At 44.6% G+C, this 25627-nt stretch carries 24 protein-coding genes; 7 read left to right on the forward strand and 17 right to left on the reverse strand.

The window, feature by feature from the left end; translation table 11 throughout:
• Nucleotides 1–54 precede the first annotated feature (54 nt).
• Complete coding sequence (locus tag R7Q47_RS14170; RefSeq protein ID WP_154205124.1) at nt 55–1383, forward strand: Hpt domain-containing protein; 1329 nt, start codon at nt 55–57, stop codon at nt 1381–1383.
• A gap of 104 nt (nt 1384–1487) precedes the next feature.
• Entirely contained in the window at nt 1488–2651 is a 1164-nt protein-coding gene (locus tag R7Q47_RS14175) for a hypothetical protein (RefSeq protein WP_017821147.1), read from the forward strand.
• 90 nt (nt 2652–2741) lie between these two features.
• On the opposite strand, the gene nhaC is transcribed toward R7Q47_RS14175, so the two are convergent.
• Complete coding sequence (gene nhaC, locus R7Q47_RS14180) at nt 2742–4175, reverse strand: Na+/H+ antiporter NhaC (protein ID WP_005380726.1); 1434 nt, start codon at nt 4173–4175, stop codon at nt 2742–2744.
• Between the two features lie 431 nt (nt 4176–4606).
• Between nhaC and asd the strand changes: the two genes are divergently transcribed.
• The gene (asd, locus tag R7Q47_RS14185) at nt 4607–5722 is read left to right on the forward strand and encodes an aspartate-semialdehyde dehydrogenase (RefSeq protein ID WP_005380727.1); all 1116 of its coding nucleotides are present in this window, start codon (nt 4607–4609) and stop codon (nt 5720–5722) included.
• Nucleotides 5723–5779: 57 nt separating this feature from the next.
• Here the strand turns inward: asd and R7Q47_RS14190 are convergent, their stop codons facing one another.
• Nucleotides 5780–6643 carry an ion transporter gene (locus tag R7Q47_RS14190; protein ID WP_005380728.1) on the reverse strand — a complete coding sequence of 288 codons (864 nt, stop codon included), beginning with the start codon at nt 6641–6643 and terminating at the stop codon, nt 5780–5782.
• Nucleotides 6644–6678: 35 nt separating this feature from the next.
• Nucleotides 6679–7317: a YchE family NAAT transporter gene (locus R7Q47_RS14195; RefSeq protein WP_065274724.1), complete on the reverse strand. Its 639-nt coding sequence runs from the start codon at nt 7315–7317 to the stop codon at nt 6679–6681.
• 650 nt (nt 7318–7967) lie between these two features.
• Between R7Q47_RS14195 and adhE the strand changes: the two genes are divergently transcribed.
• Entirely contained in the window at nt 7968–10670 is a 2703-nt protein-coding gene (gene adhE, locus R7Q47_RS14200; RefSeq protein WP_005380731.1) for a bifunctional acetaldehyde-CoA/alcohol dehydrogenase, read from the forward strand.
• Between the two features lie 144 nt (nt 10671–10814).
• Here adhE and R7Q47_RS14205 read toward each other — a convergent pair whose 3' ends face one another.
• The 3 genes from R7Q47_RS14205 to sodB all read right to left on the reverse strand — a co-directional run bounded on the left by R7Q47_RS14205 (nt 10815) and on the right by sodB (nt 12935).
• The gene (locus R7Q47_RS14205) at nt 10815–11558 is read right to left on the reverse strand and encodes an SDR family oxidoreductase (protein WP_065274723.1); all 744 of its coding nucleotides are present in this window, start codon (nt 11556–11558) and stop codon (nt 10815–10817) included.
• 134 nt (nt 11559–11692) lie between these two features.
• Nucleotides 11693–12196: a VC2046/SO_2500 family protein gene (locus tag R7Q47_RS14210; RefSeq protein ID WP_033907342.1), complete on the reverse strand. Its 504-nt coding sequence runs from the start codon at nt 12194–12196 to the stop codon at nt 11693–11695.
• A gap of 154 nt (nt 12197–12350) precedes the next feature.
• Entirely contained in the window at nt 12351–12935 is a 585-nt protein-coding gene (gene sodB / locus R7Q47_RS14215; RefSeq protein ID WP_005396533.1) for a superoxide dismutase [Fe], read from the reverse strand.
• 285 nt (nt 12936–13220) lie between these two features.
• On the opposite strand from sodB, the gene R7Q47_RS14220 reads away from it, so the two are divergent.
• Both R7Q47_RS14220 and R7Q47_RS14225 read left to right on the forward strand, forming a co-directional pair.
• Nucleotides 13221–13556 (forward strand): Grx4 family monothiol glutaredoxin, encoded by a 336-nt coding sequence (locus R7Q47_RS14220; RefSeq protein ID WP_017635833.1) that lies wholly within the window; start codon nt 13221–13223, stop codon nt 13554–13556.
• Between the two features lie 74 nt (nt 13557–13630).
• Nucleotides 13631–14260: a DsbA family protein gene (locus R7Q47_RS14225; RefSeq protein ID WP_132936849.1), complete on the forward strand. Its 630-nt coding sequence runs from the start codon at nt 13631–13633 to the stop codon at nt 14258–14260.
• A 78-nt stretch (nt 14261–14338) separates the two neighbouring features.
• On the opposite strand, the gene R7Q47_RS14230 is transcribed toward R7Q47_RS14225, so the two are convergent.
• Together R7Q47_RS14230 and rnt are read right to left on the reverse strand one after the other, a co-directional pair.
• On the reverse strand, nt 14339–15664 hold the full coding sequence (locus R7Q47_RS14230; protein ID WP_248486882.1) for a Na+/H+ antiporter family protein: 1326 nt from the start codon (nt 15662–15664) through the stop codon (nt 14339–14341).
• Between the two features lie 28 nt (nt 15665–15692).
• Nucleotides 15693–16337, reverse strand: a complete 645-nt coding sequence (rnt, locus tag R7Q47_RS14235; RefSeq protein WP_005384888.1) for a ribonuclease T — start codon at nt 16335–16337, stop codon at nt 15693–15695.
• A gap of 341 nt (nt 16338–16678) precedes the next feature.
• Here rnt and motY point away from each other — a divergent pair, with 341 nt between their 5' ends.
• Nucleotides 16679–17560, forward strand: a complete 882-nt coding sequence (gene motY, locus R7Q47_RS14240) for a flagellar protein MotY (protein ID WP_005384887.1) — start codon at nt 16679–16681, stop codon at nt 17558–17560.
• Between the two features lie 120 nt (nt 17561–17680).
• On the opposite strand, the gene R7Q47_RS14245 is transcribed toward motY, so the two are convergent.
• The 9 genes from R7Q47_RS14245 to rsxA form a co-directional block, all read right to left on the reverse strand.
• Nucleotides 17681–18115, reverse strand: coding sequence for a DUF2753 domain-containing protein (locus R7Q47_RS14245; protein ID WP_005384886.1), 435 nt, complete (start codon nt 18113–18115; stop codon nt 17681–17683).
• 150 nt (nt 18116–18265) lie between these two features.
• Nucleotides 18266–18682 (reverse strand): lactoylglutathione lyase, encoded by a 417-nt coding sequence (gene gloA / locus R7Q47_RS14250; protein WP_005380739.1) that lies wholly within the window; start codon nt 18680–18682, stop codon nt 18266–18268.
• A 32-nt stretch (nt 18683–18714) separates the two neighbouring features.
• A complete protein-coding gene (gene nth / locus R7Q47_RS14255; RefSeq protein ID WP_005380743.1) occupies nt 18715–19356 on the reverse strand; it encodes an endonuclease III in 642 nt (213 codons plus the stop codon).
• Between the two features lie 64 nt (nt 19357–19420).
• Nucleotides 19421–20113: an electron transport complex subunit E gene (locus R7Q47_RS14260; RefSeq protein ID WP_005380745.1), complete on the reverse strand. Its 693-nt coding sequence runs from the start codon at nt 20111–20113 to the stop codon at nt 19421–19423.
• Nucleotides 20113–20745 (reverse strand): electron transport complex subunit RsxG, encoded by a 633-nt coding sequence (rsxG, locus tag R7Q47_RS14265; protein ID WP_047103464.1) that lies wholly within the window; start codon nt 20743–20745, stop codon nt 20113–20115. Before rsxG ends, R7Q47_RS14260 begins: the two co-directional genes overlap by 1 nt.
• A 7-nt stretch (nt 20746–20752) precedes the next feature.
• The gene (gene rsxD, locus R7Q47_RS14270) at nt 20753–21799 is read right to left on the reverse strand and encodes an electron transport complex subunit RsxD (RefSeq protein WP_005390256.1); all 1047 of its coding nucleotides are present in this window, start codon (nt 21797–21799) and stop codon (nt 20753–20755) included.
• On the reverse strand, nt 21799–24435 hold the full coding sequence (gene rsxC / locus R7Q47_RS14275; RefSeq protein WP_248486880.1) for an electron transport complex subunit RsxC: 2637 nt from the start codon (nt 24433–24435) through the stop codon (nt 21799–21801). The genes rsxD and rsxC overlap by 1 nt, the downstream gene beginning before the upstream one ends.
• Before the next feature lie 8 nt (nt 24436–24443).
• Entirely contained in the window at nt 24444–25040 is a 597-nt protein-coding gene (gene rsxB, locus R7Q47_RS14280) for an electron transport complex subunit RsxB (RefSeq protein WP_005380760.1), read from the reverse strand.
• A 3-nt stretch (nt 25041–25043) separates the two neighbouring features.
• Complete coding sequence (gene rsxA / locus R7Q47_RS14285) at nt 25044–25622, reverse strand: electron transport complex subunit RsxA (protein WP_005380762.1); 579 nt, start codon at nt 25620–25622, stop codon at nt 25044–25046.
• Nucleotides 25623–25627: the final 5 nt, after the last annotated feature.

Here is a 25627-nt window from a genome sequence, read left to right on the forward strand (position 1 = left end):
CGGCTCTCTTTTTTTATGTGAATAAGAAACATCCATAGTATATGCTTGTAATTAATGGAGATATGCGAGGGGCAAGTGTTGCTGAAGCTAAAAGAAGGAATACGGCGGTTTGTTTGGTTCTGGTTCGTTTTGTGGAGTGTTTTAGCACTTGGCATTTGGCTGCAAGCCAAACAAACGATTCAAACGATTTCGACTGTAAATGAGTTAGGAAGTAAAGTTGAAGAAGTCAGGCACTTTTTTAACTTCGATCTGCCTTACCGTGTTAAACACGTCGACCAAATTTCACTGAAACTTCAGTTGGCTTATGCAGTTCGCTTACAGCTTGAAAGTGAGTTTTCTGAAGGGAAAATCACACCAGACATCACTCAATTACTTTATACGACCGACCGATTTTTAGAAAGTGCTCGAGCTTTTGTAAGAAGTGACAGTGAATTGGTTTCGTTAGCAGAACAGTTACGAAGCAGCCGTGCTCGAACAGAAAACTCTGAGCAAATTCAGGCAATGTACTATCGCTTAGGTGCGCTTGTTTTTGAGTCTGTCTTTAGTGACTCTGCAACGAATAGCGATACTTACCGTGACTTAGACCGACTTTTTATTGAATCAGAGACGCTCTCTCCCGAAGAGCGAAGCGCTCTTCAGCGCCAGCTTGCTCAAACCTCAAGCGCACTATCTGCTCAGGCACAGGGCAGTTATTTATCTAATCAACTGCTTAATCCAGATTTCCCGAACCAGTTAACTTCGATAAATGATCAGTTGGAACAGAAGCTAATGACTTTTATTGTTTGGTTGTCTGTAATCAGTGGTTTGCTCCTTTTCCTCATTTCATGGGGAGCCTTCTCCCCAAAAACGATTCAACCGATACCACTACCCAGAACCGATGATAAAAAGTCAGAGCAAGTTGGCGATGATGAAAATGGAGCTAACATTGTTCCCTCAGATCAGTCAGAAAATTTTCAAAACGTCCAAATGAACGAAAAAAGTTGTAATGAGGTGAATTCATCACAAGTGGAAGTAGTGGAACGTGAGCCGTACATAGATATCAATAAAATGTTAGATTCTCTGTCTGGTGACGAGGGCGCTGTGCGGATGTTACTGGAGGTCTTTATTCAGGACCACTCTGGCGATGGCACTAAAATGTATCAGCTGTTAGAAGAGGATAAAGAGCAAGCGCAAAGAGCCGCACACAGCCTTAAAGGGGTCTCAGGGAGTTTAGGTGCAATGCCACTGCACTGTATTTCGGGTGATATTGAACTGTTGATTAAACAAGGGCAAAAAGTGCCGGAAGAGAAGTTGGCATGTTTAGATGATGTCCTAAAACAAACCATACTTTTTGCTAATAATGTTCTCAATAGTGAAAAGATAACAGAAGCGCTAACAGATTGATATTGCTCTGACTTAATGTCATAAGAGTTGAGGTAATAAAGGCTCGAACTATATGACTTAGTTCGCTTTATTCCTGTTCTATACAATTTGTTAAAGGTGTTTTCATGTCCGTTCGCCGAATGTCTTCAATGATGTTGATAGGGCTGGTTATGATGCTTTCAGGGTGCTCCCTGCTCGAAGTCAAGATCGAGAGTCAAACCGTCCCTCTTACAAAACAAGAGCTCAATATGCGTCTTTTGACTCGTGAGTACGCGCAGCAGTTTTTTGCTCAGGTTGAGCAAGCAGCAGATGCACTACACGAACAATATGAGCCTCATGATAAAGTTCATCAATCTTATATTTTACTTTGGAAGATAAATGCTGAAGAAGGCATCCAAGCTTCTGCATACCAAGTGTCCCCAATGGCTGCACTGATTGATACATGGACTTTCACGCTACAAATGGAACAGTTTTTTATTACCGCTTCTGGTAATGAGCTCTTTGCGTCTGATGAGGCCAAGTTAGTTTCCGTTTATTTAGCGAAAGAGGTAGATAAACTGGCTCAATCTTTATTGAAGAAAGAAGCATACATCAAGACAAAAACGTTTGTTGCAGAGTTCGCCAAGCAGCATCCATTCGCTGATTTAAGCATGATTAGGACTCCGGCTTACCGTAGGTGGTTAGATGCAAACCAAATTAGCGAAGAGGAAGCCGTTACAACGCTAGGCACGATGCCAGAAGCACTCGGGGATGTCTCTGATCGTCTAAGTCTGGTATCAGAGCAGACACCAAAAATTATGACGTGGAAAGCGCAGTTGTTGGCCTTGAATAGCTCTGCCAGTATCGAAAAAGTCAATGCGGCGCTCAATAGTTTGCAAGTTACCGCTGATTCGATGAGGGATTTTATCGATAACAACCCAGAGTACATGCGCTATTTGGCAGAACAAATGGCGCTGGAGTTACAACCTTTGGTTGACGATATCGATCAAAGGACGGAGGCGCGTTTATCTCAGTTGGGTGAAGAACGCCAAGCTATAGAGCTGATGGTTGCCAGAGAGCGCCAAGAAATCGCACAGATCATTACCCATGAGCGCGAGAAGTTTGCTCAAGATATGGATCGAGTGTCGCAAGAGGTTGTGAATCTCGCCATGACTAAGCTGATTGAACTTGTCAAAAGTACCATCATCTACTTTATTCTGTTCATTGCCGTTATATTCTTTGCACCGCTTGGATTGGGCTATTGGTTTGGGAAGCGTGCAGCCGTGAAAACGCCAGTCAAACAAAGCTAACGATTTGTTTTGGAAATAAAAAAAGAGCGCTTTAAAGCGCTCTTTTTTAGTATTGAATTCGGAAGGGAGGTTCTTCCTATCTCTGCGAAGTTAAGCGGTTTGCTGCTTTAATTCGCCTTCAGCTTCTTCAACTGCTTCTGCTGTTGGTTCGCACTTATCAACAAACCAACCCATGTAAGAAGTGAAGATCGTTACGATGATACATACAAAACTCAGCCACATGAACGGGGCATAAGACAGTGTAGCAACACCCAAAATACTGGCCATGTAGATACCGTTGTCACTCCAAGGGACCATACCTGAGGTTAGCGTGCCGCCAAATTCTGCGTTACGAGACAAATTCTTACGTTTGTAGCCTAGACGGTCATAGTTCTTCGCACAGATTTTTGGGGTCAGAATAAGTGAAACGTACATCGCTGAACCAAATACGTTGCCCATAAAGGCCGTACCAATTGTGCTTGTTGCCAATGAACCTGCACTTTGAACGCGTTTTTCAAACAGCTTCGCGATAGTCTCTAGCACGCCTACTTTATCTAGTAGACCGCCAAAACCAAGGCCGAATACGATAACCGCTACCGACCCAAGCATTGAAGACATGCCGCCACGGTTAAGGATTGAGTCAATGAAATCTACGCCAGATGAGATTGCAAACGGAGCCCAAGCCGTGTTGAACGCGGTTAGGAAATCGACATCTTGGATCATCACTGCCCAAATAATACCTAGCAGAGAACCAAAACTGATCACTGGGAATGAAGGCATACGCATCGCTAGAAGTGACAATACGATGATCACAGGAACAAATGAGTAAGGGGTGATGTAGAACTGCTGTTCCATCGCTTTAATGACAGAGTCTACCTGGCTCATGTCAACTTGACCTGCGTAGTGGAAGCCAAATGCAGTAAACATAATGCCTGTAATAATGTAGCTAATGAGTGCTATCGGCAACATGCCTTTAATATGTTCCATCACTTCAACGTTAGACATAGATGAAGCAAGGATTACTGAATCCGATAGAGGCGACATTTTGTCACCAAAGTAACAGCCTGAAAGTACGGCACCTGCAGTGATTGGCGCAGGAACACCAAGACCTTGACCGATACCCATCATTGCAATACCTGCCGTGCCAGCCGCACCCCAAGATGTGCCAGTCGCTAGCGCAGTCAATGAACAGATGATCATGGTCGCGAGCAAAAAGATGGAAGGGTGGATTGCTTTAAGGCCGTAGTAAATAATGGTTGGAACAATACCACCAGAGATCCAAGTACCTACAAGCGCGCCAACGGCCAAAAGGATTAAAACGGCTCCAAGTCCATTGGAAATGCCATTTAGTGCTGCTTTTTCCAGATCTTTATACTGATGGCCAAGCTTTATGCCCAATATCATGACAATGAACCAACCGATGTATAGCGCTAGCTGAATCGGTAGGTCTAGCTTGGCTGTGAACGAAAATGCCAGCAGGAGAAATAAACCGAGCGAGATAAATACCTGTATCAAGCTTGGTAGGCGTGGTGTAACTTGCTTCATATGTGCCTCTGTCAATCTTGGAGCAATAGAGGAAGGCGCTCCTTGTTGTAATCGCGCATAACATACATTAACAAAAATTATATTTCGAACATTTGGTGTTTTATCTTGATGTTCGTCGGTAAAAACGTTTGCTTGTGAAATTAACTGTTAGTTTGTTTTAACTTTTTTGGTTTTAAATGTTGTGTAATGTGAAATTATTGTGCTTCATGTGTTATTTTCTCATTGAGTGGTAAGACCAATTAGGGGACTAAAGTGCTTTCCCTACTTGAAAAATGGTTAAAACCGCAAACCAAACACTAAAAAATCTCGTGTAACCCGGTTTTTCAGAGGAAAAGGTTAAAAAACGCGCTTATTTACAAAATAGGGGTTGAGATTTTGCTGTGAAAAATTAACTATGGGGTAGGTTTTTTAATACATGGAGAGTTAATACGATGAGAGTTGGTTTAGTTGGTTGGCGCGGTATGGTTGGTTCAGTCCTTATGCAGCGTATGGTTGAAGAGAAAGACTTCGACCTAATCGAACCAGTATTCTACAGTACTTCTCAAGTTGGTATTCCTGCTCCTAACTTAGGAAAAGACGCAGGCTTACTGCAAGACGCGTATGATATTGAAAGCTTAAAACAGCTTGATGCGGTAATCACCTGTCAAGGTGGTAGCTACACAGAAAAAGTTTTCCCTGCACTTCGTCAGGCTGGTTGGAAAGGCTACTGGATTGACGCGGCCTCTACGCTACGTATGGCTGAAGATTCGATCATCACACTTGATCCAGTGAACTTAAAGCAAATCCAACAAGGCATCCACGGTGGCACGAACACATTTGTCGGTGGTAACTGTACGGTTAGTTTAATGCTAATGGGGCTAGGTGGTCTATTTGAGAAAGGCCTTGTTGAGTGGACAAGCGCAATGACTTATCAAGCCGCATCTGGTGCTGGTGCGCAAAATATGCGTGAGTTGATCTCGCAAATGGGCGTTATCAATGACTCTGTTAGCTCTGAACTTGCAAACCCATCAAGCTCTATCCTAGATATCGATAAGAAAGTCGCGGATACAATGCGCAGCGGCTCTTTCCCTACCGATAAATTCGGTGTGCCACTAGCTGGTTCGTTGATCCCATGGATCGATGTGAAGCGCGATAATGGTCAGAGTAAAGAAGAGTGGAAAGCGGGCGCCGAGGCGAATAAAATTTTGGGTTCTCAAAGTTCACCTGTCCCAATTGACGGTACTTGTGTGCGTATTGGCGCGATGCGTTGTCACTCTCAAGCACTTACTATCAAGCTTAAACAAAATGTACCAATGGACGAAATCGAAGAAATCATCGCCACTCATAACGATTGGGTGAAAGTGATTCCTAACGACCGTGACATCACTGCTCAAGAGCTAACACCGGCAAAAGTTACGGGCACAATGTCTGTACCAGTGGGTCGTTTACGTAAGATGGCAATGGGTGATGATTTCCTAAATGCTTTCACTGTTGGTGACCAACTGCTTTGGGGTGCTGCGGAGCCATTGCGTCGTACTCTGCGAATTATTCTGTCTGAGAAAGCATAATCACATCAATCCTTTATTTGATGACAAAATAAAAGAGCTCCTTAGGGAGCTCTTTTTTCATGCGTCGTCTTCCGTTCGAACGACTCTTTTGTCTGGATCGGCTAGTTCACTACCACAATGTTTACAGTAAATTGCGTCAGAGTCGTGCCCTGCGTGGGAGCAGTTTGGGCATTTCACCAATACTTTGTGCGATTGCATCTCTTGGTGCAGTTCGGCCGTGAAAATACCTGTAGGTACCGCCAAAATGGAATAACCCAGTAACATGGTGAGTGATGCAAGCCCTTTACCTAGGTCTGTTTGAGGGACCAAGTCACCATACCCAACCGTTGTGATGGTCACGATCGCCCAATAAATACTTTTAGGAATGCTAGTAAATCCGTTTTCAGGTCCTTCAATGATAAAAATCAATGAGCCGAAAATCGTTACCATAATGGCGACGGAGCTAAAGAAGATAAAAATCTTTCTGCGCGCCATAAGCAGTGAACGTAAGAGAATATTGGACTCTTGGAGGTATCGGACTAACTTGAGTATGCGGAATATTCGCATCACTCGCAGCGCCCTGATCACACCCATAAACGAAGCGGATGGGAAGAAGAGTGCTAAATAAGTGGGCAAAATCGCAAGTAAATCGACGACACCATAAAAACTCTTTGCGTAGGCGGCAGGTTTGGGGGAGCAATAAAGCCTTAGAAGGTATTCAATCGTGAATAGGCCAGTAAATGTGTATTCAATAAACTTCAGCTCTTTTTCCCACTCGGCCCGAACGGAGGGTATCGAATCTAACACCAGTACGATTAACGAACTGATGATCGCGATAATGAGAGCAATATCGAACGTTTTACCAGCTTTGGTATGAGTACCAAAAATGGTGACATATAGAGTATGTTTAAGAGAGTCAGTCGTCATGACAAAGCGATCCATTGTTGAATCGCTCTATCATACAATTTTATAGAAACTCAGGCTAATCCTGGAAATAAGTTGCGTAAGCCATTCGCAATGAACTCTATGCCAAGCGCGCCCAATATCAAACCCATGATACGAGTAATGACGTTGATTCCAGTTTGACCTAAAAATCGTACGATCAATGGGGCAGAGCGGAACAATAGCCATGAACAAAGGCAGAACAAACCAATCGTAATACTAATGCCCAAGGTATCGAACATGCTTGGGTAGCGTGCACCATAAACAATAGTCGAACTGATTGCACCAGGACCTGCCATTAAAGGCATTGCAAGAGGGACCACACCAATCTGTTCACGACTGACGTATTCCGTTTTCTCTTGTTTGTTCTGCTTATCTTCCCCCAGTTTACCGCTCATCATCGAGAATGCGATGCTAAGTAATAGCAACCCGCCAGCCACACGAAACGAATCCAGAGAAATACTGAACATGTCTAACAGTAACTGACCAGCAAAAAGCGAAATGATCAGGATGATCGCAACAGCCACATTTGCTGTTGTTGCCGTATTGCGCTTTTCGTCTGGTGTCATATGCCCGGTTAGTGACACAAACACAGGCATGATACCAACAGGGTTTACTGCGGCGACCAAACCGAGAAAAAACTGCAAGAAGATAGCAAGTTCAAAAGTTTGCATGTTGCGTACTCATCAAAGTTCACATTAGTGAAAAGGAGAAGGGGTAATTTGGGCGTAATGTAAGGCAAAAGTTAGGTTGTAAGAAATGAAAAAAACTAACGCATTCCCTGCCATTTAAGTGAGAAAAACTAATTCTTTAATAAACTGTATCTAATCTGGAAAGGAAATGTTATGTATAAAGTTGCTGATAAATTGCACTGTTTTACATAAACGTTAACATTCGCACATTTTTGATAAAAACCAAGGTGGTTTGTAGAGAGATGTATTCGGTTCGATATACTCTCAGTAGCACAAAGAATTGGGCCTACATGTAATTTTGTTGGTCAAAAATGAAACTTTTTTACAGATTGTTGTAGTTTCTTTTATTTATTTGTCCATTTGCTTCTTTTTTGCTCAATAAAAAATGAAAGTTAATTTATTTGTTTATCAGTGATTTATGTAATTTTGGTGTGATGAGGCACCACTTTGGTAGTATTTAGGTGGTGAGAACTGATCCAAGTCAATTTTTTTCACACTCTGAAATATTATACTCAGTCCTGAAAGCAATTTACTAAGACGTTTGTTTTCTAAGTGACTGATAAACAGTAAAAACGATAAGTAATAGCCTTAGTAAAAAGTTTTTAATATTTGTTAATTTTAGGAGATTCCCTATGCCTGTAACTAATATGGCTGAACTAGATGCAATGGTTGCTCGCGTTAAGAAAGCGCAAGAAGAGTTCGCTACTTACTCTCAAGAGCAAGTAGATAAAATCTTTCGTGCAGCATCGCTTGCAGCTAACCAGGCCCGTATCCCGCTAGCTCAACAAGCGGTAGAAGAATCTGGTATGGGTATTGTTGAAGATAAAGTAATCAAGAACCACTTCGCTTCTGAGTTTATCTACAACAAATACAAAGACGAACAAACGTGTGGCATCTTAGAAGAGGATGACAACCTAGGTACTATGACTATCGCTGAGCCTGTAGGCATCATCTGCGGTATCGTACCAACGACTAACCCAACTTCTACAGCGATCTTCAAATCTCTAATCTCTTTGAAGACTCGTAACGGTATCATCTTCTCACCACACCCACGTGCGAAAAACTCAACTAACGATGCAGCTAAACTCGTTCTAGATGCAGCAGTAGCAGCAGGCGCACCAAAAGACATCATCGGTTGGATCGACCAGCCTTCTGTTGAGCTTTCAAACGCTCTAATGAAACACGATGACATCGCGCTTATCCTTGCAACTGGTGGTCCAGGCATGGTTAAAGCCGCTTACTCTTCTGGTAAGCCAGCAATCGGTGTAGGTGCAGGTAACGTTCCTGTTGTTATCGATGAAACAGCAGACATCAAACGTGCTGTTGCTTCTATCCTTATGTCCAAGACTTTCGACAACGGTGTAGTATGTGCTTCTGAGCAGGCGGCAATCGTAGTTGATGAAGTATACGACGAAGTGAAAGAGCGTTTTGCTTCTCACAAAGCTTATGTCCTAAGCAAAGCAGAAGCTGATAAAGTTCGTAAAGTGCTTCTTATCGATGGCGCGCTAAACGCGAAAATCGTAGGTCAGCCAGCAGCAGCAATCGCTGAAATGGCAGGCGTTAAAGTTCCAGCAGACACTAAAGTTCTTGTTGGTGAAGGTCTGGGCAAAGTATCTCACGATGACGCATTCGCTCACGAGAAACTATCTCCAACTCTAGGTCTATTCCGTGCTGACAACTTCGAAGACGCGGTTGCTCAAGCGGTAACTATGGTTGAGATTGGTGGTATCGGCCACACATCTGGTCTTTACACTAACCAAGATACTAACGCTGACCGTATCCGTTACTTCGGTGACAAGATGAAGACAGCTCGTATCCTAATCAACATCCCGACTACTCACGGCGGTATCGGTGACTTGTACAACTTCAACGTTGCGCCATCTCTAACGCTAGGTTGTGGTTCTTGGGGTGGTAACTCTATCTCTGAGAACGTAGGTCCTAAACACCTAATCAACAAGAAAACTGTAGCGAAGCGAGCTGAAAACATGTTGTGGCATAAACTACCTAAGTCAATCTACTTCCGTCGTGGTAGCCTTCCAATCGCACTGGGCGACCTAGAAGGTAAGAAACGTGCATTCCTAGTAACTGACCGTTTCCTATTCAACAACGGTTACGCAGATGACGTAGTAAGCCTACTAAAAGCTCAAGGCATGGAAGTTCAAACATTCTTCGATGTTGAAGCTGACCCAACACTGTCTGTAGTAGAAAAAGGTGCGGCTCAAATGGCTAGCTACCAACCTGACGTTATCCTAGCGCTAGGCGGTGGTTCACCAATGGATGCAGCGAAAATCATGTGGGTAATGTACGAACACCCAGAAACTCACTTTGAAGAACTAGCAATGCGCTTTATGGACATCCGTAAACGTATCTACAAGTTCCCTAAAATGGGTAAAAAAGCTGAGCTTGTATGTATCACTACAACTTCAGGTACTGGCTCAGAAGTTACTCCATTCGCGGTTGTTACTGACGACAAGACTGGTGCGAAATACCCACTAGCTGACTACGAAATCACGCCAAACATGGCAATCGTTGATGCGAACCTAGTAATGAACATGCCTAAGTCTCTAACAGCATTTGGTGGTTACGATGCAGTAACTCACGCTCTAGAAGCTTACGTATCAGTTCTTGCTAACGAATACTCAGATGGCCAAGCTCTTCAAGCACTTAAGATGCTAAAAGAGTACCTACCATCAAGCTATGCGAACGGTGCAAATGACCCAATCGCTCGTGAGAAAGTACACAACGCAGCTACTATCGCTGGTGTTGCATTTGCGAACGCATTCCTAGGTGTTTGTCACTCAATGGCTCACAAACTGGGTGCTGAGTTCCACTTGCCACACGGCCTAGCTAACGCACTACTTATCTCTAACGTGGTACGTTACAACGCGAACGACAATCCAACTAAACAAACTGCGTTCTCTCAATACGACCGTCCACAAGCACGTCGTCGTTACGCTGAAGTTGCTGACCACCTAGGCCTAAGCCAAGAAGGTGACCGTACTGCTCAGAAGATTGAACGTCTACTAGCATGGTTGGATGAACTAAAAGTGAACCTAGACATCCCAATGTCTATCCAAGCGGCAGGTGTTGCTGAATCAGATTTCGTAGCGAAACTGGATGAGCTAGCGGTAGAAGCGTTCGATGACCAATGTACTGGTGCGAACCCACGTTACCCTCTAATCAGCGAACTTAAAGATGTGTTGATGGCTTCTTACTACGGTAAAGCATTTGTTGAAGGCGAAACTTTCGAAGGTACAACTGTTATCAAGAAGAAAGCAGACCAAGAAGCAGCAAAAGCAGCACCTAAAGCAAAGAAAGAAAAAGCTGACGCGTAATTAAAAAATCGAGTGAGCAAGGTTTTCGCTAGCACGGAACCTTAATCGGGAAAAGGTTAAAGCCCCAGTCAAATGACTGGGGCTTTTTTTTATTTTGGTGCAGGAGTTACATCTGGCTTGGGAAAACAGAGTTGCTGTGTATGCTTACACTTCGGTCGCAACTACTCGGCCACTGAAGTATTCATTCGCGACGATGTATGCTGTGTTGCGGACTAGTTCGTCTTGGATCTCAGCCCAGTGCCTCTCGTTGAGCTCTTCTTTTGTATGATTTACCGAGGGAATAACGCCGCCCACTCGAATGTTGAATGGTGTGAGTTCTTTTGCCCAGCTGTAAGTAAAACCTGACACCAACGCCGCCATGCTTTCAACTCCCGTAAAGTCTTCATGGTTGTCATGAGAAATGACGTTAACAATGACGCCTTTCTTGTTTCTGGCTCGAAAGCGCTCTGCTCCTACTTGGCCGTAGGTATAAAGGAAGCGTGCCGCAGACGACAAGTGATCAATGTAAGTACTCATCGGTTCTGGCGCCATTAAGCCAGGCATAGGGGAGCTGGTCCAGCAATTAACAATCACATCTGGTGTCGCACGTAGCTGTGATTCTATCTGGTCAAACAATAAGTTAATGGACGTTGTGTTATCACTACACACATTCATCGCATACACTTTGTCAGTGAAAGCGCTGATTTGCTCATAGCTCGCTCTCAAAGCGCTAGAATTTTGGTCACAAAGAATCAACGTTGCTCCAAGGTGAGCAAAGTGATTTGCACAGGTTCTTCCTATAACCGAACCTGCAGACGTGACGAGAATAATTGATTCTTTGATATCCATAGCACCTTCACTGTATCCATATGTGAAAAACAATACACCAGTGGTTTGTGCTAATAGCATGGTTGAAATTCGTTGGGTTCAGTGTGAAAGGCTTCAAACTAACGCTTTCGAGTGAGGACTATTGTGCGGTAATTTGTAAGACGTCACATTTCTGACGTGTAGGTATTGCAAGCTATTGGATAAAAAGCGGATCTCTATGCTTTAGCTTGAATTTGATGCTGACGTTGAGCCGTCACTAGCTGATTATATAGCCCAGCATCTGGGATCAGTTGTTTGTTTCGTTCGCCCAATCTGCGTCGCTCATGACCAGATAGGTTGTGATAAACCTCCTCTGGTAGGTTGAATGTGTCTTCAGGCAGGTAAGTCAGCGCATCTGGTTTTAGGTAATGGCTCAGCTTTGCGGAAGGCAATCCTGCATCGTGAAACTGTTTCGCTTGTTCAGCTGCGAGTTCATAGCTGCTGCTATCAGAACGAAGAGCTTGAGGTTGCGATAAACCCAATTGTTGGCGAAGAATACTGTCACTGGTGATGACTTCCTGGACCTCTTCAACCGGGACCACATCGCGAACATCATTAGAGAACATAGACAGAATCAGCGAGAAATCCGCACGACGACCTTCGTGTACGGCATGGTTAATACCATTACCGAACTGAAGTTCGTTGATAATTGCAGCTTTGTCTAACGTATGAATTTGCATGATGTTCCTCGCTCGATGCTCTTTTAACGGCGTGGATAAGAAGAACTTTAGTAAAAGAGGGAATTATTTAAAGGTGCTAGGGAAGGCGAAACAAAAAAGCCCGCTAAATAGCGAGCTTTTGAATAAGACTAAATTGAACTTAGGGGGAAGTATATTACTTCGCTAGGTTCTCAGCTACGAAGTCCCAGTTTACTAGAGCCCAGAAGCCGTTCATGTAATCAGGACGTACGTTGCGGTAATCGATGTAGTACGCGTGTTCCCATAGGTCAACAGTTAGAAGTGGTGTTGTACCTTCTTCTGTTAGAGGAGTAGCAGCGTTAGAAGTGTTAACGATCTCTAGAGAGCCGTCAGCTTTCTTAACAAGCCAAGTCCATGAAGAACCGAAGTTGTTGATTGCTGAATCAGTAAACTTCGCTTTGAATTCTTCAAAAGAACCGAATGCTGCGTTGATTGCGTCTGCAACTGCGCCAGTTGGCTCGCCGCCCGCATTTGGAGCAAGACAGTGCCAGTAGAACGTGTGGTTCCAGATTTGCGCTGCGTTGTTGAATACGCCACCAGTAGAAGTCTTGATGATCTCTTCTAGAGTTTTGCCTTCGAACTCAGTACCAGGGATAAGACCGTTAAGCTTAACAACGTAAGTGTTGTGGTGCTTACCGTGGTGGTAGTCTAGAGTCTCTGCTGAGATGTGTGGTTCTAGTGCGTCTTTCGCGTAAGGAAGAGCTGGTAGTTCAAATGCCATTACTCGATTCTCCATTGATTTGAAAGGATGACCTTTCGATTGCTTCCAGTGTTTTTTTATAGCTATGTCGCCTTTAAGGCTGACTTGCTAAGTATTTTAGCAAGTTTTTACTTTATTAAAACCCCGATATGAAAATATTTTAAGAGGTTAGCAGTGGTGAAGTGCTGCATTGCTCGCCAATGAGCAACCTAAAATTAAGCCTTATTAATTATATGGTTTTTATTCTGTCGTTATTGAGTAGAATGTGGCAAATAAATAAAGTTCAAACCCATGAATGAGGAAGCGATGGAAACTATCGACAAAATCAAACAGCAGATCTCTGAAAACTCAATCCTGCTGTACATGAAAGGATCACCGAAACTACCTAGCTGTGGTTTCTCTTCTCAAGCGTCACAGGCACTAATGGCATGTGGTGAGAAGTTCGCTTACGTAGACATTCTGCAAAACCCAGATATCCGTGCTGAGTTACCAAAGTACGCGCAATGGCCAACTTTCCCTCAACTATGGGTTGAAGGTGAGCTTATCGGCGGTTGTGACATTATTCTAGAAATGTTCCAAAAAGGTGAACTGCAGCCTCTAATCAAAGAAGCAGCAGCGCGCGCTGAAGATCAAGCTGAGTAATTCGTAAATACTCACATTTAGCGATAGAATACGAAGGAGCCGTACTGGCTCCTTTTTCTTTTTAGGTTAGTGGAATGAACATAAAGCTTTACTACGTGCATGACCCAATGTGCAGTTGGTGTTGGGGTTACAAACCAACGCTGGATAAACTAAAACAGCAACTGCCAGGTGTGATTCAGTTTGAGTATGTGGTTGGTGGTCTTGCGCCAGATACTAATTTACCGATGCCGCCCGAGATGCAACAAAAACTCGAAGGTATTTGGAAGCAGATTGAGCGCCAGTTAGGCACTAAGTTTAACTACGATTTCTGGAAGCTTTGTACGCCAGTAAGAAGCACTTACCAATCTTGTCGTGCGGTTATTGCAGCGGGCTTTCAAGATTCTTATGAGCAGATGCTAGAAGCGATTCAGCATGCGTATTACTTACGTGCGATGCCTCCTCATGAAGAAGCCACTCACTTGCAACTAGCGAGAGAAATTGGCTTGAATGTTCAGCAATTCAAGAATGACATGGATGGCTCTTTCTTAGAAGGTGTGTTCGAAGATCAATTGAGCCTTGCAAAGAGCCTAGGTGTGAGCTCTTACCCTAGCTTGGTTCTTAAAATTAACGACGCTTATTTTCCGATTGCCATCGATTACCTGTCGACAGAACCAACCTTGAAGCTGATTCGTGAGCGTATTATTGACAATATGCCAGCGCAATAACCACAGTTATGAATAACAAAAAGCCGCTCATTGAGCGGCTTTTTCGTAACTAAATGTATATCCATCCAAACAATAGTATTAAAGCACCATTGCTGCAATCCAACCAAAGATGATTAGAGGGATATTGTAATGGATAAAGGTTGGAACGACTGTTTCCCAAATGTGCTCATGTTGACCGTCGGCATTTAGACCAGATGTAGGGCCTAATGTAGAGTCAGAAGCTGGAGAGCCTGCATCACCTAACGCAGCCGCAGTACCTACCAGTGCAATCGTTGCCATCGGCGAGAAGCCAAATGCTAGCGCAAGAGGCACATAGATAGTTGCAAGGATTGGAATCGTAGAGAACGATGAACCAATGCCCATTGTTACCAACAGGCCAACGATCAGCATCAGTAGTGCAGCTAAAGGCTTATTGTCACCGATGCTGGTTGATAGCGATTGTACTAGTGTTTCAACACCGCCAGTTTGCTTCATTACTGCTGCAAAACCTGCCGCTGCAATCATGATGAAGCCAATCATTGCCATCATGTGTACACCTTTAGTGAACACGTCGTGCGTCTCTTTCCATGCAATAACGCCGCCGAAAGTAAACACCATAAAGCCAGCTAGAGCTCCGATAATCATTGAACCCGTGTAAAGCTGAACACCCAATGCAGCGACAATACCAAGTGCCGCAACCAAGATGTGCTTTTTATTGATGACATGATCGGTTTCGTCAACGACAGTCAACTCAGTTTCTTTGTAGACACGCGGTTTACGATAGCTAACAAAGATAGCCAGTAATAGACCAAACAGCATACCTGCACCAGGCAGTAACATGGCGGTTGGGACTTGGCTTGCAACCACATTCTCCAAACCGTTGTCATGTAGGTTCTTTAACAGAATGTTGTTTAAGAAAATACCGCCGAAACCAACAGGAAAGATCATGTAAGGTGTGATCAAACCGAAGGTAAGAACACACGCGACCAAACGTCGATCGAGCTTAAGTTTCGCAAATACGCCCAAAAGAGGTGGAATCAAAATTGGAATAAAGGCGATATGGACCGGAATTACGTTTTGAGATGACATAGTGACAAGAACGAGCGCGACTAACACCGCGTACTTTAACCCGGTAGTTGACGCCGAGTTTTCTTTACCATTTAAGCGCTTGATAACACTTTTGGCCAGTAGATCCGTGATGCCTGATTTCGAGATGGCAACAGCGAAAGTACCTAACATGGCGTAGCTTAGCGCGATAGTTGCACCGCCACCTAGACCACTTTCAAATGCGGCAACCGTATCCCCAAGGCTCATGCCTGCGACTAGGCCGCCTACGATGGCACTAAACGTGAGGGCAACCACCACGTTTACGCGCATCAATGCTAACACGAGCATGACGCACACTGATATAACGACAGGATTCATACTTTTCCTAATATGTTGTGTTTACTTATTATTCTTCGTCGACAAGCGGCCAACCGCCGAGGGCCTTCCATTTGTTGACAATACCGCAGAATAATTCTGCTGTTTTTTGTGTATCGTAAAGCGCAGAGTGTGCTTCACGGTTATCAAATTCCATCCCGGCTGTTTTGCATGCTTTAGCGAGAACTGTTTGGCCATAAGCAAGGCCACTTAATGTAGCCGTATCAAAAGTAGCAAAGGGATGAAAAGGGACTCTTTTTAGTTTACAGCGTTCATTTGCTGCATTTACAAAACCCAAGTCGAATGCTGCGTTATGAGCAACCATAATTGCACGTGAGCAATCTGCGGCTTTTTGTTCTTTGCGAATAAGCTTATAAATTTCCTTTAGCGCCTCTTGCTCAGAAACAGCACCTCGAAGAGGGCTGAAAGGGTCACGAATACCATTGAATTCAAGCGCTTCTTTTTCTAAGTTAGCGCCTTCAAATGGTTCCACATGAAAATGAATGGTGGAGGCCGGATGCAACACGCCATGTTCGTCCATTTTCAACGTAACGGCACAGATTTCTAAAAGTGCATCAGTTTGAGCATTGAAACCAGCGGTCTCAACGTCTACTACCACAGGGAAATAACCACGAAAGCGTTTTTTCAAGGTTAGAGCTTCATTTTCTAGTGTCATGTTGGCTTATTTTTGTGTGACGAAGGCTGCATTATTGCAGATTATACCGATGAGAAAAACCGCAATTTAAGAGAAAACCGGAATTCTATTTTGCATCCAATCAATAAGTTTGTATTGCATATTATGTAGACGTTTATTCGCCATACTTTGCATCATGTAAACCGATAAAACATGAGGAAGTAAAACGCTAAGTGGCGGTTAAGGTGATTGGAACACGGTGGCTCACATTAATGGCAGTGTGACAGATAACCCTATATTGGCGAGATTTTTGCATGCCGGTTGAAGTGGTTTTATTGATGCAAATTGACGGCAACAGACTGCCGTTTAAGAGACAGTATTAGATGAAGAAATGGCTGATTACCAGTGGTGTTGTATTTTCGTTGTTTAGCACAAGCAGCTTCGCTTTGATGGGCAAACGTTATGCTGCGACTCCACAGCAATCTCAATGGGAAATGGTGGTCAATACACCATTAGAATGTCAGCTTGTACACCCCATTCCAAGCTTTGGAGATGCGGTATTTTCATCTCGTGCGAATAAAAAAATCAATTTAGACTTTGAGTTAAAAATGCGTCGCCCGATGGGAGAAACACGTAACGTCAGTCTCATTTCTATGCCGCCACCTTGGCGACCAGGTGAACACGCCGATCGAATTACAAACCTAAAGTTTTTTAAACAGTTTGATGGTTATGTCGGAGGGCAAACAGCATGGGGCATTTTGTCTGAGCTGGAAAAAGGCCGTTATCCGACTTTTAGCTACCAAGATTGGCAGAGCCGAGATCAGAGAATTGAAGTCGCATTGTCATCAGTACTATTTCAAAACAAGTACAACGCGTTTAGCGACTGTATTTCAAACTTATTGAAATACAGTTTTGAGGACATTGCTTTTACGATTTTGCACTACGAAAGACAAGGTGATCAGTTAACCAAGGCTTCTAAAAAGCGTTTATCACAAATTGCAGATTATATCCGACATAATCAAGATATCGATCTCGTGCTGGTGGCGACTTACACAGATTCAACCGATGGTAAAAGTGCGAGTCAAAGTTTATCAGAGCGACGTGCAGAGTCACTTCGTGACTATTTTCAGTCTCTAGGGCTACCGGAAGATCGAATTCAAGTGCAAGGGTACGGCAAGCGTCGTCCTATTGCAGATAACGGTTCCCCAATAGGAAAAGACAAAAACCGCCGAGTCGTGATATCTCTAGGGCGAACCCAAGTGTGATGCATATAAAAACGCCGAAGCTGAAAGCTTCGGCGTTTTTGATTTACTGACGTTGTTAATAATATTTTAGTGGTATTTTGCCAAGCACCTTTCGGTGATTCCTGCTGTATAATTTGAATGTTAGTTTAAGCGGAATTTGGCAATGACTTCGCAATTGGTTGCGGTATCTATTTTTTCAACCTGTTTGGCAATAGCTGGATTAGGGTGACGCTTCATAAAGTCTATCAACGCCTTAGTACAGCATCCTATCGAGTCGATAAAGCTTGCACACTCTTTATTTGGGCATTGTGGGATAAGTGTTAAGACTTTCTCAGAGGCCAGTTGAAGGTATTTGAGTTCATAGTCAGTATCTCCAGCCCAACGCCAGAACTGAGCTAAGTTATGACAAGAAATCACAGAAATTAATAATCGCTCGTCCGCCTCAATTTCCACACATTCGCTAATATCTTCACTCAGGCTTAGGGCTTGCTGGTAATGAAGAATACTGCGAACAGGGTCATCTAGTTGAAGTGCCGTATCGGCTAGAAGTGTGTGTTTTTCCCATTCACTGATCATTATCGTAATCCCGCATATCGAAGTTGCGGACAAATCTAAACGATAACTATTATCAAGTAAAGGGTTTTGTTTATAAAAGGACAGGCAGATCGCAGACCTGCCTGTAATCGGAGTTCAACTTGCAGTACAAGTGATTATTAGAAGTGCCGCTTAGCCTTCAAGACCTGCTGAAGCTTGCTTGTTTTGAATAAGCTCAATCATATAACCATCTGGGTCTTTTACGAATGCAATGTGCGTGCTTCCGCCTTTTACTGGACCTGGCTCACGCGTCACATTACCGCCCGCCGCTTTGATAGCGTCGCAAGTTGTGTAGATATCATCAACACCAATGGCGATATGACCAAAAGCAGTACCTAGGTCATACTCAGTTTTACCCCAGTTGTAAGTCAGTTCGATCACTGCACCTTGGGATTCGTCACCATAACCAAGAAACGCTAGCGTGTATTCGTACTCTTTATTTTCGTTAGTACGAAGCAGCTGCATGCCCATAACTTCAGTGTAAAACTTGATGGATTTGTCTAGATCACCTACGCGAAGCATAGTGTGGAGAATTCGACCGTTTGACATTTTTTGCTCCTAGCTTTGATTTACAAATAGCATTAGCTATCTGGGTATACTTTCTCTTTATATTCGCACAAATCTTCGATAATACAGCTACCGCAGCGAGGCTTTCTTGCTACGCACGTATAACGACCATGAAGAATGAGCCAGTGGTGCACATCGAGTTTGAACTCTTTTGGCACAACTTTTAATAGCTTCTGCTCGACATCATCAACCGTTTTTCCCATCGCAAATTTAGTGCGATTCGACACGCGATAAATGTGCGTATCGACGGCAATAGTTGGCCAACCAAAAGCGGTGTTGAGCACGACGTTTGCGGTCTTGCGACCTACGCCTGGTAGCGCTTCTAACGCGGCACGATCTTCAGGAACTTCACCATTGTGTTTTTCCAACAAGATCTTACAAGTCTTGATTGTGTTTTCTGCCTTTGAGTTAAACAAACCGATGGTCTTTATGTATTCTTTTAAGCCATCGACTCCCAAATCAAGAATGCTTTGAGGTGTATTCGCTACAGGGAAAAGCTTGTCGGTGGCTTTATTGACGCTTACATCGGTTGCTTGAGCTGATAGTAATACAGCGATTAGCAGCTCAAAAGGGGAGCTCCAGTTAAGCTCAGTTTGAGGATTCGGATTGTTTTCTCGTAATCGCTCAAGAATTTCGATTCTTTTTATTTTGTTCATTGCTGACTTCCAATACCGTCTCTGCGGTTTATGAAAAAGGCTCCTATGACAGAGCCTTATCTTGTTATGCGTTAGTGACGCGAGCACGTTCTATGGTTGGTTTTTCTTCTTTTGGTTGACGTGCCTGAATTGAATTATCTATGACATTTTTGAGCGCTATCAACAGCCCAACACCGATAAATGCACCAGGTGGGAGAAGCGCTAACAGGAAGCTATTGTCAAATTGGAAAACTTGAATCCGTAGAGCTGAAGCCCAGTCTCCTAGGAGAAGGTCTGCTCCGTCGAATAGTGTGCCATTACCAATCAATTCGCGCATGGCACCTAAAACAACCAAGACGCTCGTCATACCAAGGCCCATCCACAAACCATCTAGCGCAGCGGGTGCAACATCATTTTTTGACGCGTAAGCTTCTGCTCGGCCAATAATAATGCAGTTCGTTACAATCAGAGGAATAAAGATACCTAGAGACAGGTACAAACCGTACGCATAGGCATTCATTAACAACTGAACGCAGGTAACGAGTGAGGCAATGATCATAACGAATACAGGTATACGGATCTCTTTTGGCACATAGTTACGAATAAGAGAAACTGTTACGTTGGATCCAACTAGCACGAGTAAGGTTGCAATACCAAGACCTAATGCATTGGTTATCGTGGAAGAAACCGCTAGCAGTGGACATAAGCCCAGCAGTTGTACGAGAGCGGGGTTGTTACTCCACATACCGTTTTTCATCAGTAATTTATTCTCATTCATTACTGCTCTCCTTCACAGCCTAACGGCTGGTTAAGAATGTCTTCACGAGATTGGTTTACGTAGTTAACGGTATTTCGCACCACTTTTACGACGGCTCTTGGCGTGATCGTTGCACCAGTAAATTGATCGAAATCGCCGCCATCTTTACGAACTTTCCAAGAATTCCAATTGTTTTCCGTGACTTGTTTTCCTGTAAAGCTCAGGATCCAGTCGGTGACACGAAGATCGATTTTATCGCCCAGACCAGGGGTTTCTTGGTGGTTTAGGACGCGTGTCCCCAAAATATTGCCCTGATTATCAATCCCAGTAATCACTTTTATCTCACCATTGTAGCCATCTGGCGCGATAGATTCTATTGCGATTGCTGTTGGTTCACCATTCTTCGTGGCGAGGTAGGCTGGCATCGCACGTAATGTCCCCAGATCTGGAGACGTGACCATTGTACAAGCTTGCGTGAGTGCGTTGTCATGCATGTTTTCTGGAATGACTTGATTCAAAACAGAAAGTAATTGTTTTTGCTCTTGTACCTTGATTTGGTCTTTTGTTAGGTACTGAGTAAGGGCGACTAATCCGGTTGTTGCACATGCAAATATCGCGAGTGTCAGACCATTTTTTCTAATAGCGGTTAACATGTTTACCTCAGTGACCGTAAGTTCTAGGTTTGGTGTAGTAATCGATCAGTGGCACACACATATTTGCAAGCAACACTGCAAATGCAACACCATCTGGGAAACCGCCCCAACTGCGAATGATAAAAACCAAAGCACCAATAAGCGCACCGAAGATTAAACGTCCTTTGACGGTGGTAGACGCCGAAACGGGATCGGTTGCAATAAAGAATGCGCCAAGCATGGTTGCACCAGATAACAAGTGTAAAACTGGCGACGCAGTTTCCCCTGGCGTCAGCAACGTGAACACTAGGCTAAACAGAGTCAGACTCGCAAGGAAACCTGCTGGAATATACCATTGGATGATACGCTTTTTGATCATGACTATGCCGCCAAGAAGGTAAGCAAGGTTTACCCATTGCCAACCAATACCACCTAAGCCATCAAATATCGGCTGCGACATTACTTCGCTTGGAGTGGCACCTGTAAGAATGCCAGTCTTAAATGCATCAAGTGGTGTCGCCATTGTCACGCCGTCAACACCTGAGCGAACTTGCTGAAGTGATAAGCCGTCGTAATCATAGCCCGTAAAAATTAAAGAGAGTGTATCTGCAAAATTTACATGATCAGGTATGAGTGATGTCGGTGCACTCCAACTCGTCATTTGTACTGGGAAAGAGATCAACAAGACCACATAAGCGACCATTGCAGGGTTGAATAAGTTTTGTCCAAGGCCACCATAGAGGTGTTTAGCGATTACTATCGCAAAAATAAGCCCGATCACCATAATCCACCACGGAGACCATGGTGGTATAGCAACGGCTAACAACCAAGCGGTAACTATTGCACTGTTATCACGTAGCGCTCTCATTGGTGAGCGTTTACGACAGATCATGACTAAGGCTTCAAGGGATACAGCGACTGCAATGGCAAAAATCAGCTGAATAAGCGTACCCCAGCCAAAGAAGTAGGTTTGAGCTACTAAACCTGGAAGTGCGCAAAGTGCCACCCATTTCATTAAATCTGGCGTACTACGACGACTGTGGGTATGCGGTGAACTGGCAATAAAAAACGACACTACTCGTTCTCCTCAGTATTATTTTTATTAGCTTCTTGTTGCGCTTTGCGTGCCTTCGCGCGCGCAATTGCTGCGGCAACCGCGGCTTTCTTCGGATCCACTTCTGGTTCTTCGGAGGTTGCTTCTTCAACAGGCTCTGTTTGCGTTTCTTGCTTCGCTTTGCGCGCTTTGGCTCGAGCGATGGCAGCAGCCACGGCGGCTTTTTTCGGATCTTCGGTTTGCTCGGCAGGTGCGTCAGCTTCTTCCGCTTCAGTTGAGTCTGCTTGTTTCGCTTTACGCGCTTTGGCACGTGCAATGGCAGCAGCCACTGCGGCTTTCTTCGGATCGTCGGTTTGCTCGGCTGGTGCTTCAGCTTCTTCCGCTTCAGTTGAGTCTGCTTGTTTCGCTTTACGTGCTTTGGCACGTGCAATCGCGGCAGCCACGGCGGCTTTTTTCGGATCTTCGGTTTGCTCGGCAGGTGCTTCGGCTTCTTCCGCTTCAATTGAGTCTGCTTGCTTCGCTTTTCGTGCTTTGGCACGTGCAATCGCAGCAGCCACGGCGGCTTTTTTCGGATCTTCGGTTTGCTCGGCAGGTGCGTCAGCTTCTTCCGCTTCGGTTGAGTCTGCTTGCTTCGCTTTGCGCGCTTTGGCTCGAGCAATTGCAGCGGCAACTGCGGCTTTTTTCGGATCGTCGGTTTGCTCAGCAGGTGCGTCAGCTTCTTCCGCTTCAGTTGAGTCTGCTTGCTTCGCTTTACGTGCTTTGGCACGTGCAATGGCAGCAGCAACCGCGGCTTTTTTCGGATCGCCGTCTTGCTGCGCAGACGTTTCCGATTCTACAGATTCAGTTGAATCTTCTTGTTGTGCTTTTTTCGCTTTAGCTCGGGCGATGGCGGCCGCAACTGCCGATTTTTTATCATCAGCGTTATTGTCTGGCGTTTCGCCTTGTTCTTTTTGCGCTTTACGTTCGCGAGCAAGACGTTTGCGTTCTTCGCGCAGTTTTGCCATTTCTGAGTTATCAGGTTCACTAGAGCCTGCTTTAGCTGCTGCCGCTTGTTTAGCCTTCGCTTTGGCAATGGCTGCCGCTACGGCTGGTTTTACTGCTGGCTCTGCTTTTTCAGTGGTTTCTGTCTTTTGAGCTTTCACTCGTGCGATCGCTGCTGCTATCGCATCATCGCTACCAGAAGACTTCATCTCTTTTCGGCGTTGATCGGCAGCTTTCTTGAAGCGATTTTCACGTTCTGCTTTTTCGCGTTCCATACGCGCTTTTTTCTCTTCAAAACGCAGTTTTGCTCGCTCTGCAGCTTCCGCTTCTTGTGTTCTAGTTCTAATTTCTGCTTTCGCTTGGCGGTAGTACTGTACAAGCGGAATTTCACTTGGACATACAAACGCACAAGCGCCGCACTCGATACAATCCTTTAAGTTTAATTCTTCGAGTTTGTCATACTCTTCAGCTTTCGCATGCCATTGCAGTTGTTGAGGCAGCAGCGAAGCAGGGCATGCTTCGGCACATTGGCTACAGCGAATACATTCCATCTCATACTGGTGCGGAGAGATCTCACGACGAGTCGGAGCAAGGATACAGTTTGCTGTCTTGGTAATCGGCACTTGGGAGTGAGGAAGGGTAAAGCCCATCATTGGCCCACCCATAATTAAACGCTGTAACTTCTTATCTGCTTTATAGCCAAACTCATCCAACAGTGCTTGTACTGGTGTCCCTAATAATGCCCAAACGTTGCGTGGTTGTTTGAAGGTTTTACCAGTGAGAGTCACGATGCGTTTTATCATCGGCTCACCGTCGATGACTGCGCGTTTTATAGCGTAAAGAGAACCAACATTCTGGACCAAAATACCAATATCGGCTGGAATCGCGCCACTTGGCACTTCTTTATTGGTTAAAATTTTGATCAGCTGTTTTTCACCGCCAGAAGGGTATTTAGTTGGGATAACGCGAATAACGATATCTTTGTTTATAGCCGCAGCTTCTAGCGCTTTGATTGCTTCTGGTTTGTTGTCTTCAATGCCAATAATCGTGAGCTTTGGTGTCAGGATATGTTCGACAATTTCGATACCTTGAATAAGCTCTTCGGCATGTTCTTGCATGAGCTTGTCATCAGACGTGATGTATGGCTCGCACTCTGCTGCATTAACGATAAGAATCTCGGTACGAGCAAAACCTGATTGGATTTTTTTTGCAGTAGGGAAGCCTGCGCCACCCATACCAGAAATACCAGCGAGACGAATAACATCAATCAGTGCGTCAGAGGTTTCTTGTTGGTAATCTGCGACGGGGTTTCTTTCACACCATGCATCGTTACCATCAGGCGTGATGACAGCGCACAATTCACTTAACCCAGAAGGGTGCGCGACAGTTCGTGGCTCAATCGCGGTGAGCGTACCTGATGTTGGAGCATGCACTGGAACCGTAAAGCCGGTCTCCGATTGCGTTAATGGCTGACCTTTTAATACGTAGTCACCTTCGGCAACCAGTAGGTTACCCGCTTTACCAATGTGCTGTTTTAGCGGCAATACAATTTCTGACGGGATAGCCGCATGAGCGAGTTCAGTTTTGTTGGACTGCTTTTTATTTTCTGCCGGATGCACACCACCTGGGAAATCCCAAAGCGCGCCTGTACGAATTTGTTCAATCAAAGACAACATGTGAAACCTTACTTAATTGAATCTTTCACGTTCGCTGCATTGTCGGCAGCATCCGTAATGTTAAGTACCGGAATGGAGTGAAGTTGCCACTTCCAGCTTTCTGTGGTCGTTGCCACAGGAATCATTTCAATACAATCAGTCGGACATGGGGCAACACACAAGTCACAGCCCGTACATTCGTCTTTGATTACGGTATGGACCGCCTTTGTTCCGCCTACAATTGCATCCACCGGACACGCCTGAATACACTTAGTGCAGCCAATACACATGTCTTCATGAATAAACGCAACGGTTGGAATTTTGCTGTCGAGATCGTGCGCAGATTCTTCTGGCTCAACACCCATTAAGTCGGCGAGCTTTTCGATTGTTGCCTGACCACCAGGGGGACATTTGTTGATGTGGTCGCCATTTGCAATTGCTTCAGCATAAGGGCGGCAACCAGGGTAGCCACATTGACCGCATTGAGTTTGCGGTAAAATGGCGTCGATTTGATCCACAATAGGGTCCGCTTCAACTTTAAAGCGAATAGAAGCAAAACCAAGTATCGCGCCGAAAATCGCAGCCAGAACCGCTAACGCGATAATCGCAATTAAAATCGTACTCATCGCTTACTTCACCAAACCTGTAAAGCCCATAAAGGCGAGTGACATTAAACCTGCTGTAATCATTGCTATTGATGCACCTTTAAAAGGTACAGGAACGTCGGCGGCGGCTATGCGCTCTCGCATGGATGCAAAAAGTATCAACACCAATGAGAAACCAACAGCGGCGCCGAAGCCGTAGATGATCGATTCAATAAAGTTATGGTTTTCATTAATGTTAAGAAGTGCCACGCCCAATACTGCGCAGTTTGTTGTGATCAGCGGTAAGAAAATGCCAAGCAAGCGATAAAGCGTCGGGCTGGTTTTGTGCACAACCATTTCGGTGAACTGCACCACAACGGCTATCACCAAAATAAAACTCATGGTTCGAAGGTACTCAATACCCAGTGGACGAAGGATGTAGCTTTCCACTAAATACGCACACACTGACGCGAGCGTTAGCACAAAAGTTGTCGCTAAGCCCATACCTATTGCTGTTTCCAGTTTTTTGGACACACCCATAAAAGGACATAGGCCCAAAAACTTCACCAGTACAAAGTTGTTCACCAGCACAGTGCCGACCAACAACAAAACATATTCGGTCATAGTTA

It is taken from the genome of Vibrio sp. Vb0349 (assembly GCF_033338975.1).

Bases quoted from the DNA above. Each gene is read 5' to 3' on its own strand.
- R7Q47_RS14170 (WP_154205124.1), top strand. From the start codon at position 55: ATGGAGATATGCGAGGGGCAAGTGTTGCTGAAGCTAAAAGAAGGAATA.
- R7Q47_RS14175 (WP_017821147.1), top strand. From the start codon at position 1,488: ATGTCCGTTCGCCGAATGTCTTCAATGATGTTGATAGGGCTGGTTATG.
- nhaC (WP_005380726.1), bottom strand. From the start codon at position 4,175: ATGAAGCAAGTTACACCACGCCTACCAAGCTTGATACAGGTATTTATC.
- asd (WP_005380727.1), top strand. From the start codon at position 4,607: ATGAGAGTTGGTTTAGTTGGTTGGCGCGGTATGGTTGGTTCAGTCCTT.
- R7Q47_RS14190 (WP_005380728.1), bottom strand. From the start codon at position 6,643: ATGGATCGCTTTGTCATGACGACTGACTCTCTTAAACATACTCTATAT.
- R7Q47_RS14195 (WP_065274724.1), bottom strand. From the start codon at position 7,317: ATGCAAACTTTTGAACTTGCTATCTTCTTGCAGTTTTTTCTCGGTTTG.
- adhE (WP_005380731.1), top strand. From the start codon at position 7,968: ATGCCTGTAACTAATATGGCTGAACTAGATGCAATGGTTGCTCGCGTT.
- R7Q47_RS14205 (WP_065274723.1), bottom strand. From the start codon at position 11,558: ATGCTATTAGCACAAACCACTGGTGTATTGTTTTTCACATATGGATAC.
- R7Q47_RS14210 (WP_033907342.1), bottom strand. From the start codon at position 12,196: ATGCAAATTCATACGTTAGACAAAGCTGCAATTATCAACGAACTTCAG.
- sodB (WP_005396533.1), bottom strand. From the start codon at position 12,935: ATGGCATTTGAACTACCAGCTCTTCCTTACGCGAAAGACGCACTAGAA.
- R7Q47_RS14220 (WP_017635833.1), top strand. From the start codon at position 13,221: ATGGAAACTATCGACAAAATCAAACAGCAGATCTCTGAAAACTCAATC.
- R7Q47_RS14225 (WP_132936849.1), top strand. From the start codon at position 13,631: ATGAACATAAAGCTTTACTACGTGCATGACCCAATGTGCAGTTGGTGT.
- R7Q47_RS14230 (WP_248486882.1), bottom strand. From the start codon at position 15,664: ATGAATCCTGTCGTTATATCAGTGTGCGTCATGCTCGTGTTAGCATTG.
- rnt (WP_005384888.1), bottom strand. From the start codon at position 16,337: ATGACACTAGAAAATGAAGCTCTAACCTTGAAAAAACGCTTTCGTGGT.
- motY (WP_005384887.1), top strand. From the start codon at position 16,679: ATGAAGAAATGGCTGATTACCAGTGGTGTTGTATTTTCGTTGTTTAGC.
- R7Q47_RS14245 (WP_005384886.1), bottom strand. From the start codon at position 18,115: ATGATCAGTGAATGGGAAAAACACACACTTCTAGCCGATACGGCACTT.
- gloA (WP_005380739.1), bottom strand. From the start codon at position 18,682: ATGTCAAACGGTCGAATTCTCCACACTATGCTTCGCGTAGGTGATCTA.
- nth (WP_005380743.1), bottom strand. From the start codon at position 19,356: ATGAACAAAATAAAAAGAATCGAAATTCTTGAGCGATTACGAGAAAAC.
- R7Q47_RS14260 (WP_005380745.1), bottom strand. From the start codon at position 20,113: ATGAATGAGAATAAATTACTGATGAAAAACGGTATGTGGAGTAACAAC.
- rsxG (WP_047103464.1), bottom strand. From the start codon at position 20,745: ATGTTAACCGCTATTAGAAAAAATGGTCTGACACTCGCGATATTTGCA.
- rsxC (WP_248486880.1), bottom strand. From the start codon at position 24,435: ATGTTGTCTTTGATTGAACAAATTCGTACAGGCGCGCTTTGGGATTTC.
- rsxB (WP_005380760.1), bottom strand. From the start codon at position 25,040: ATGAGTACGATTTTAATTGCGATTATCGCGTTAGCGGTTCTGGCTGCG.
- rsxA (WP_005380762.1), bottom strand. From the start codon at position 25,622: ATGACCGAATATGTTTTGTTGTTGGTCGGCACTGTGCTGGTGAACAAC.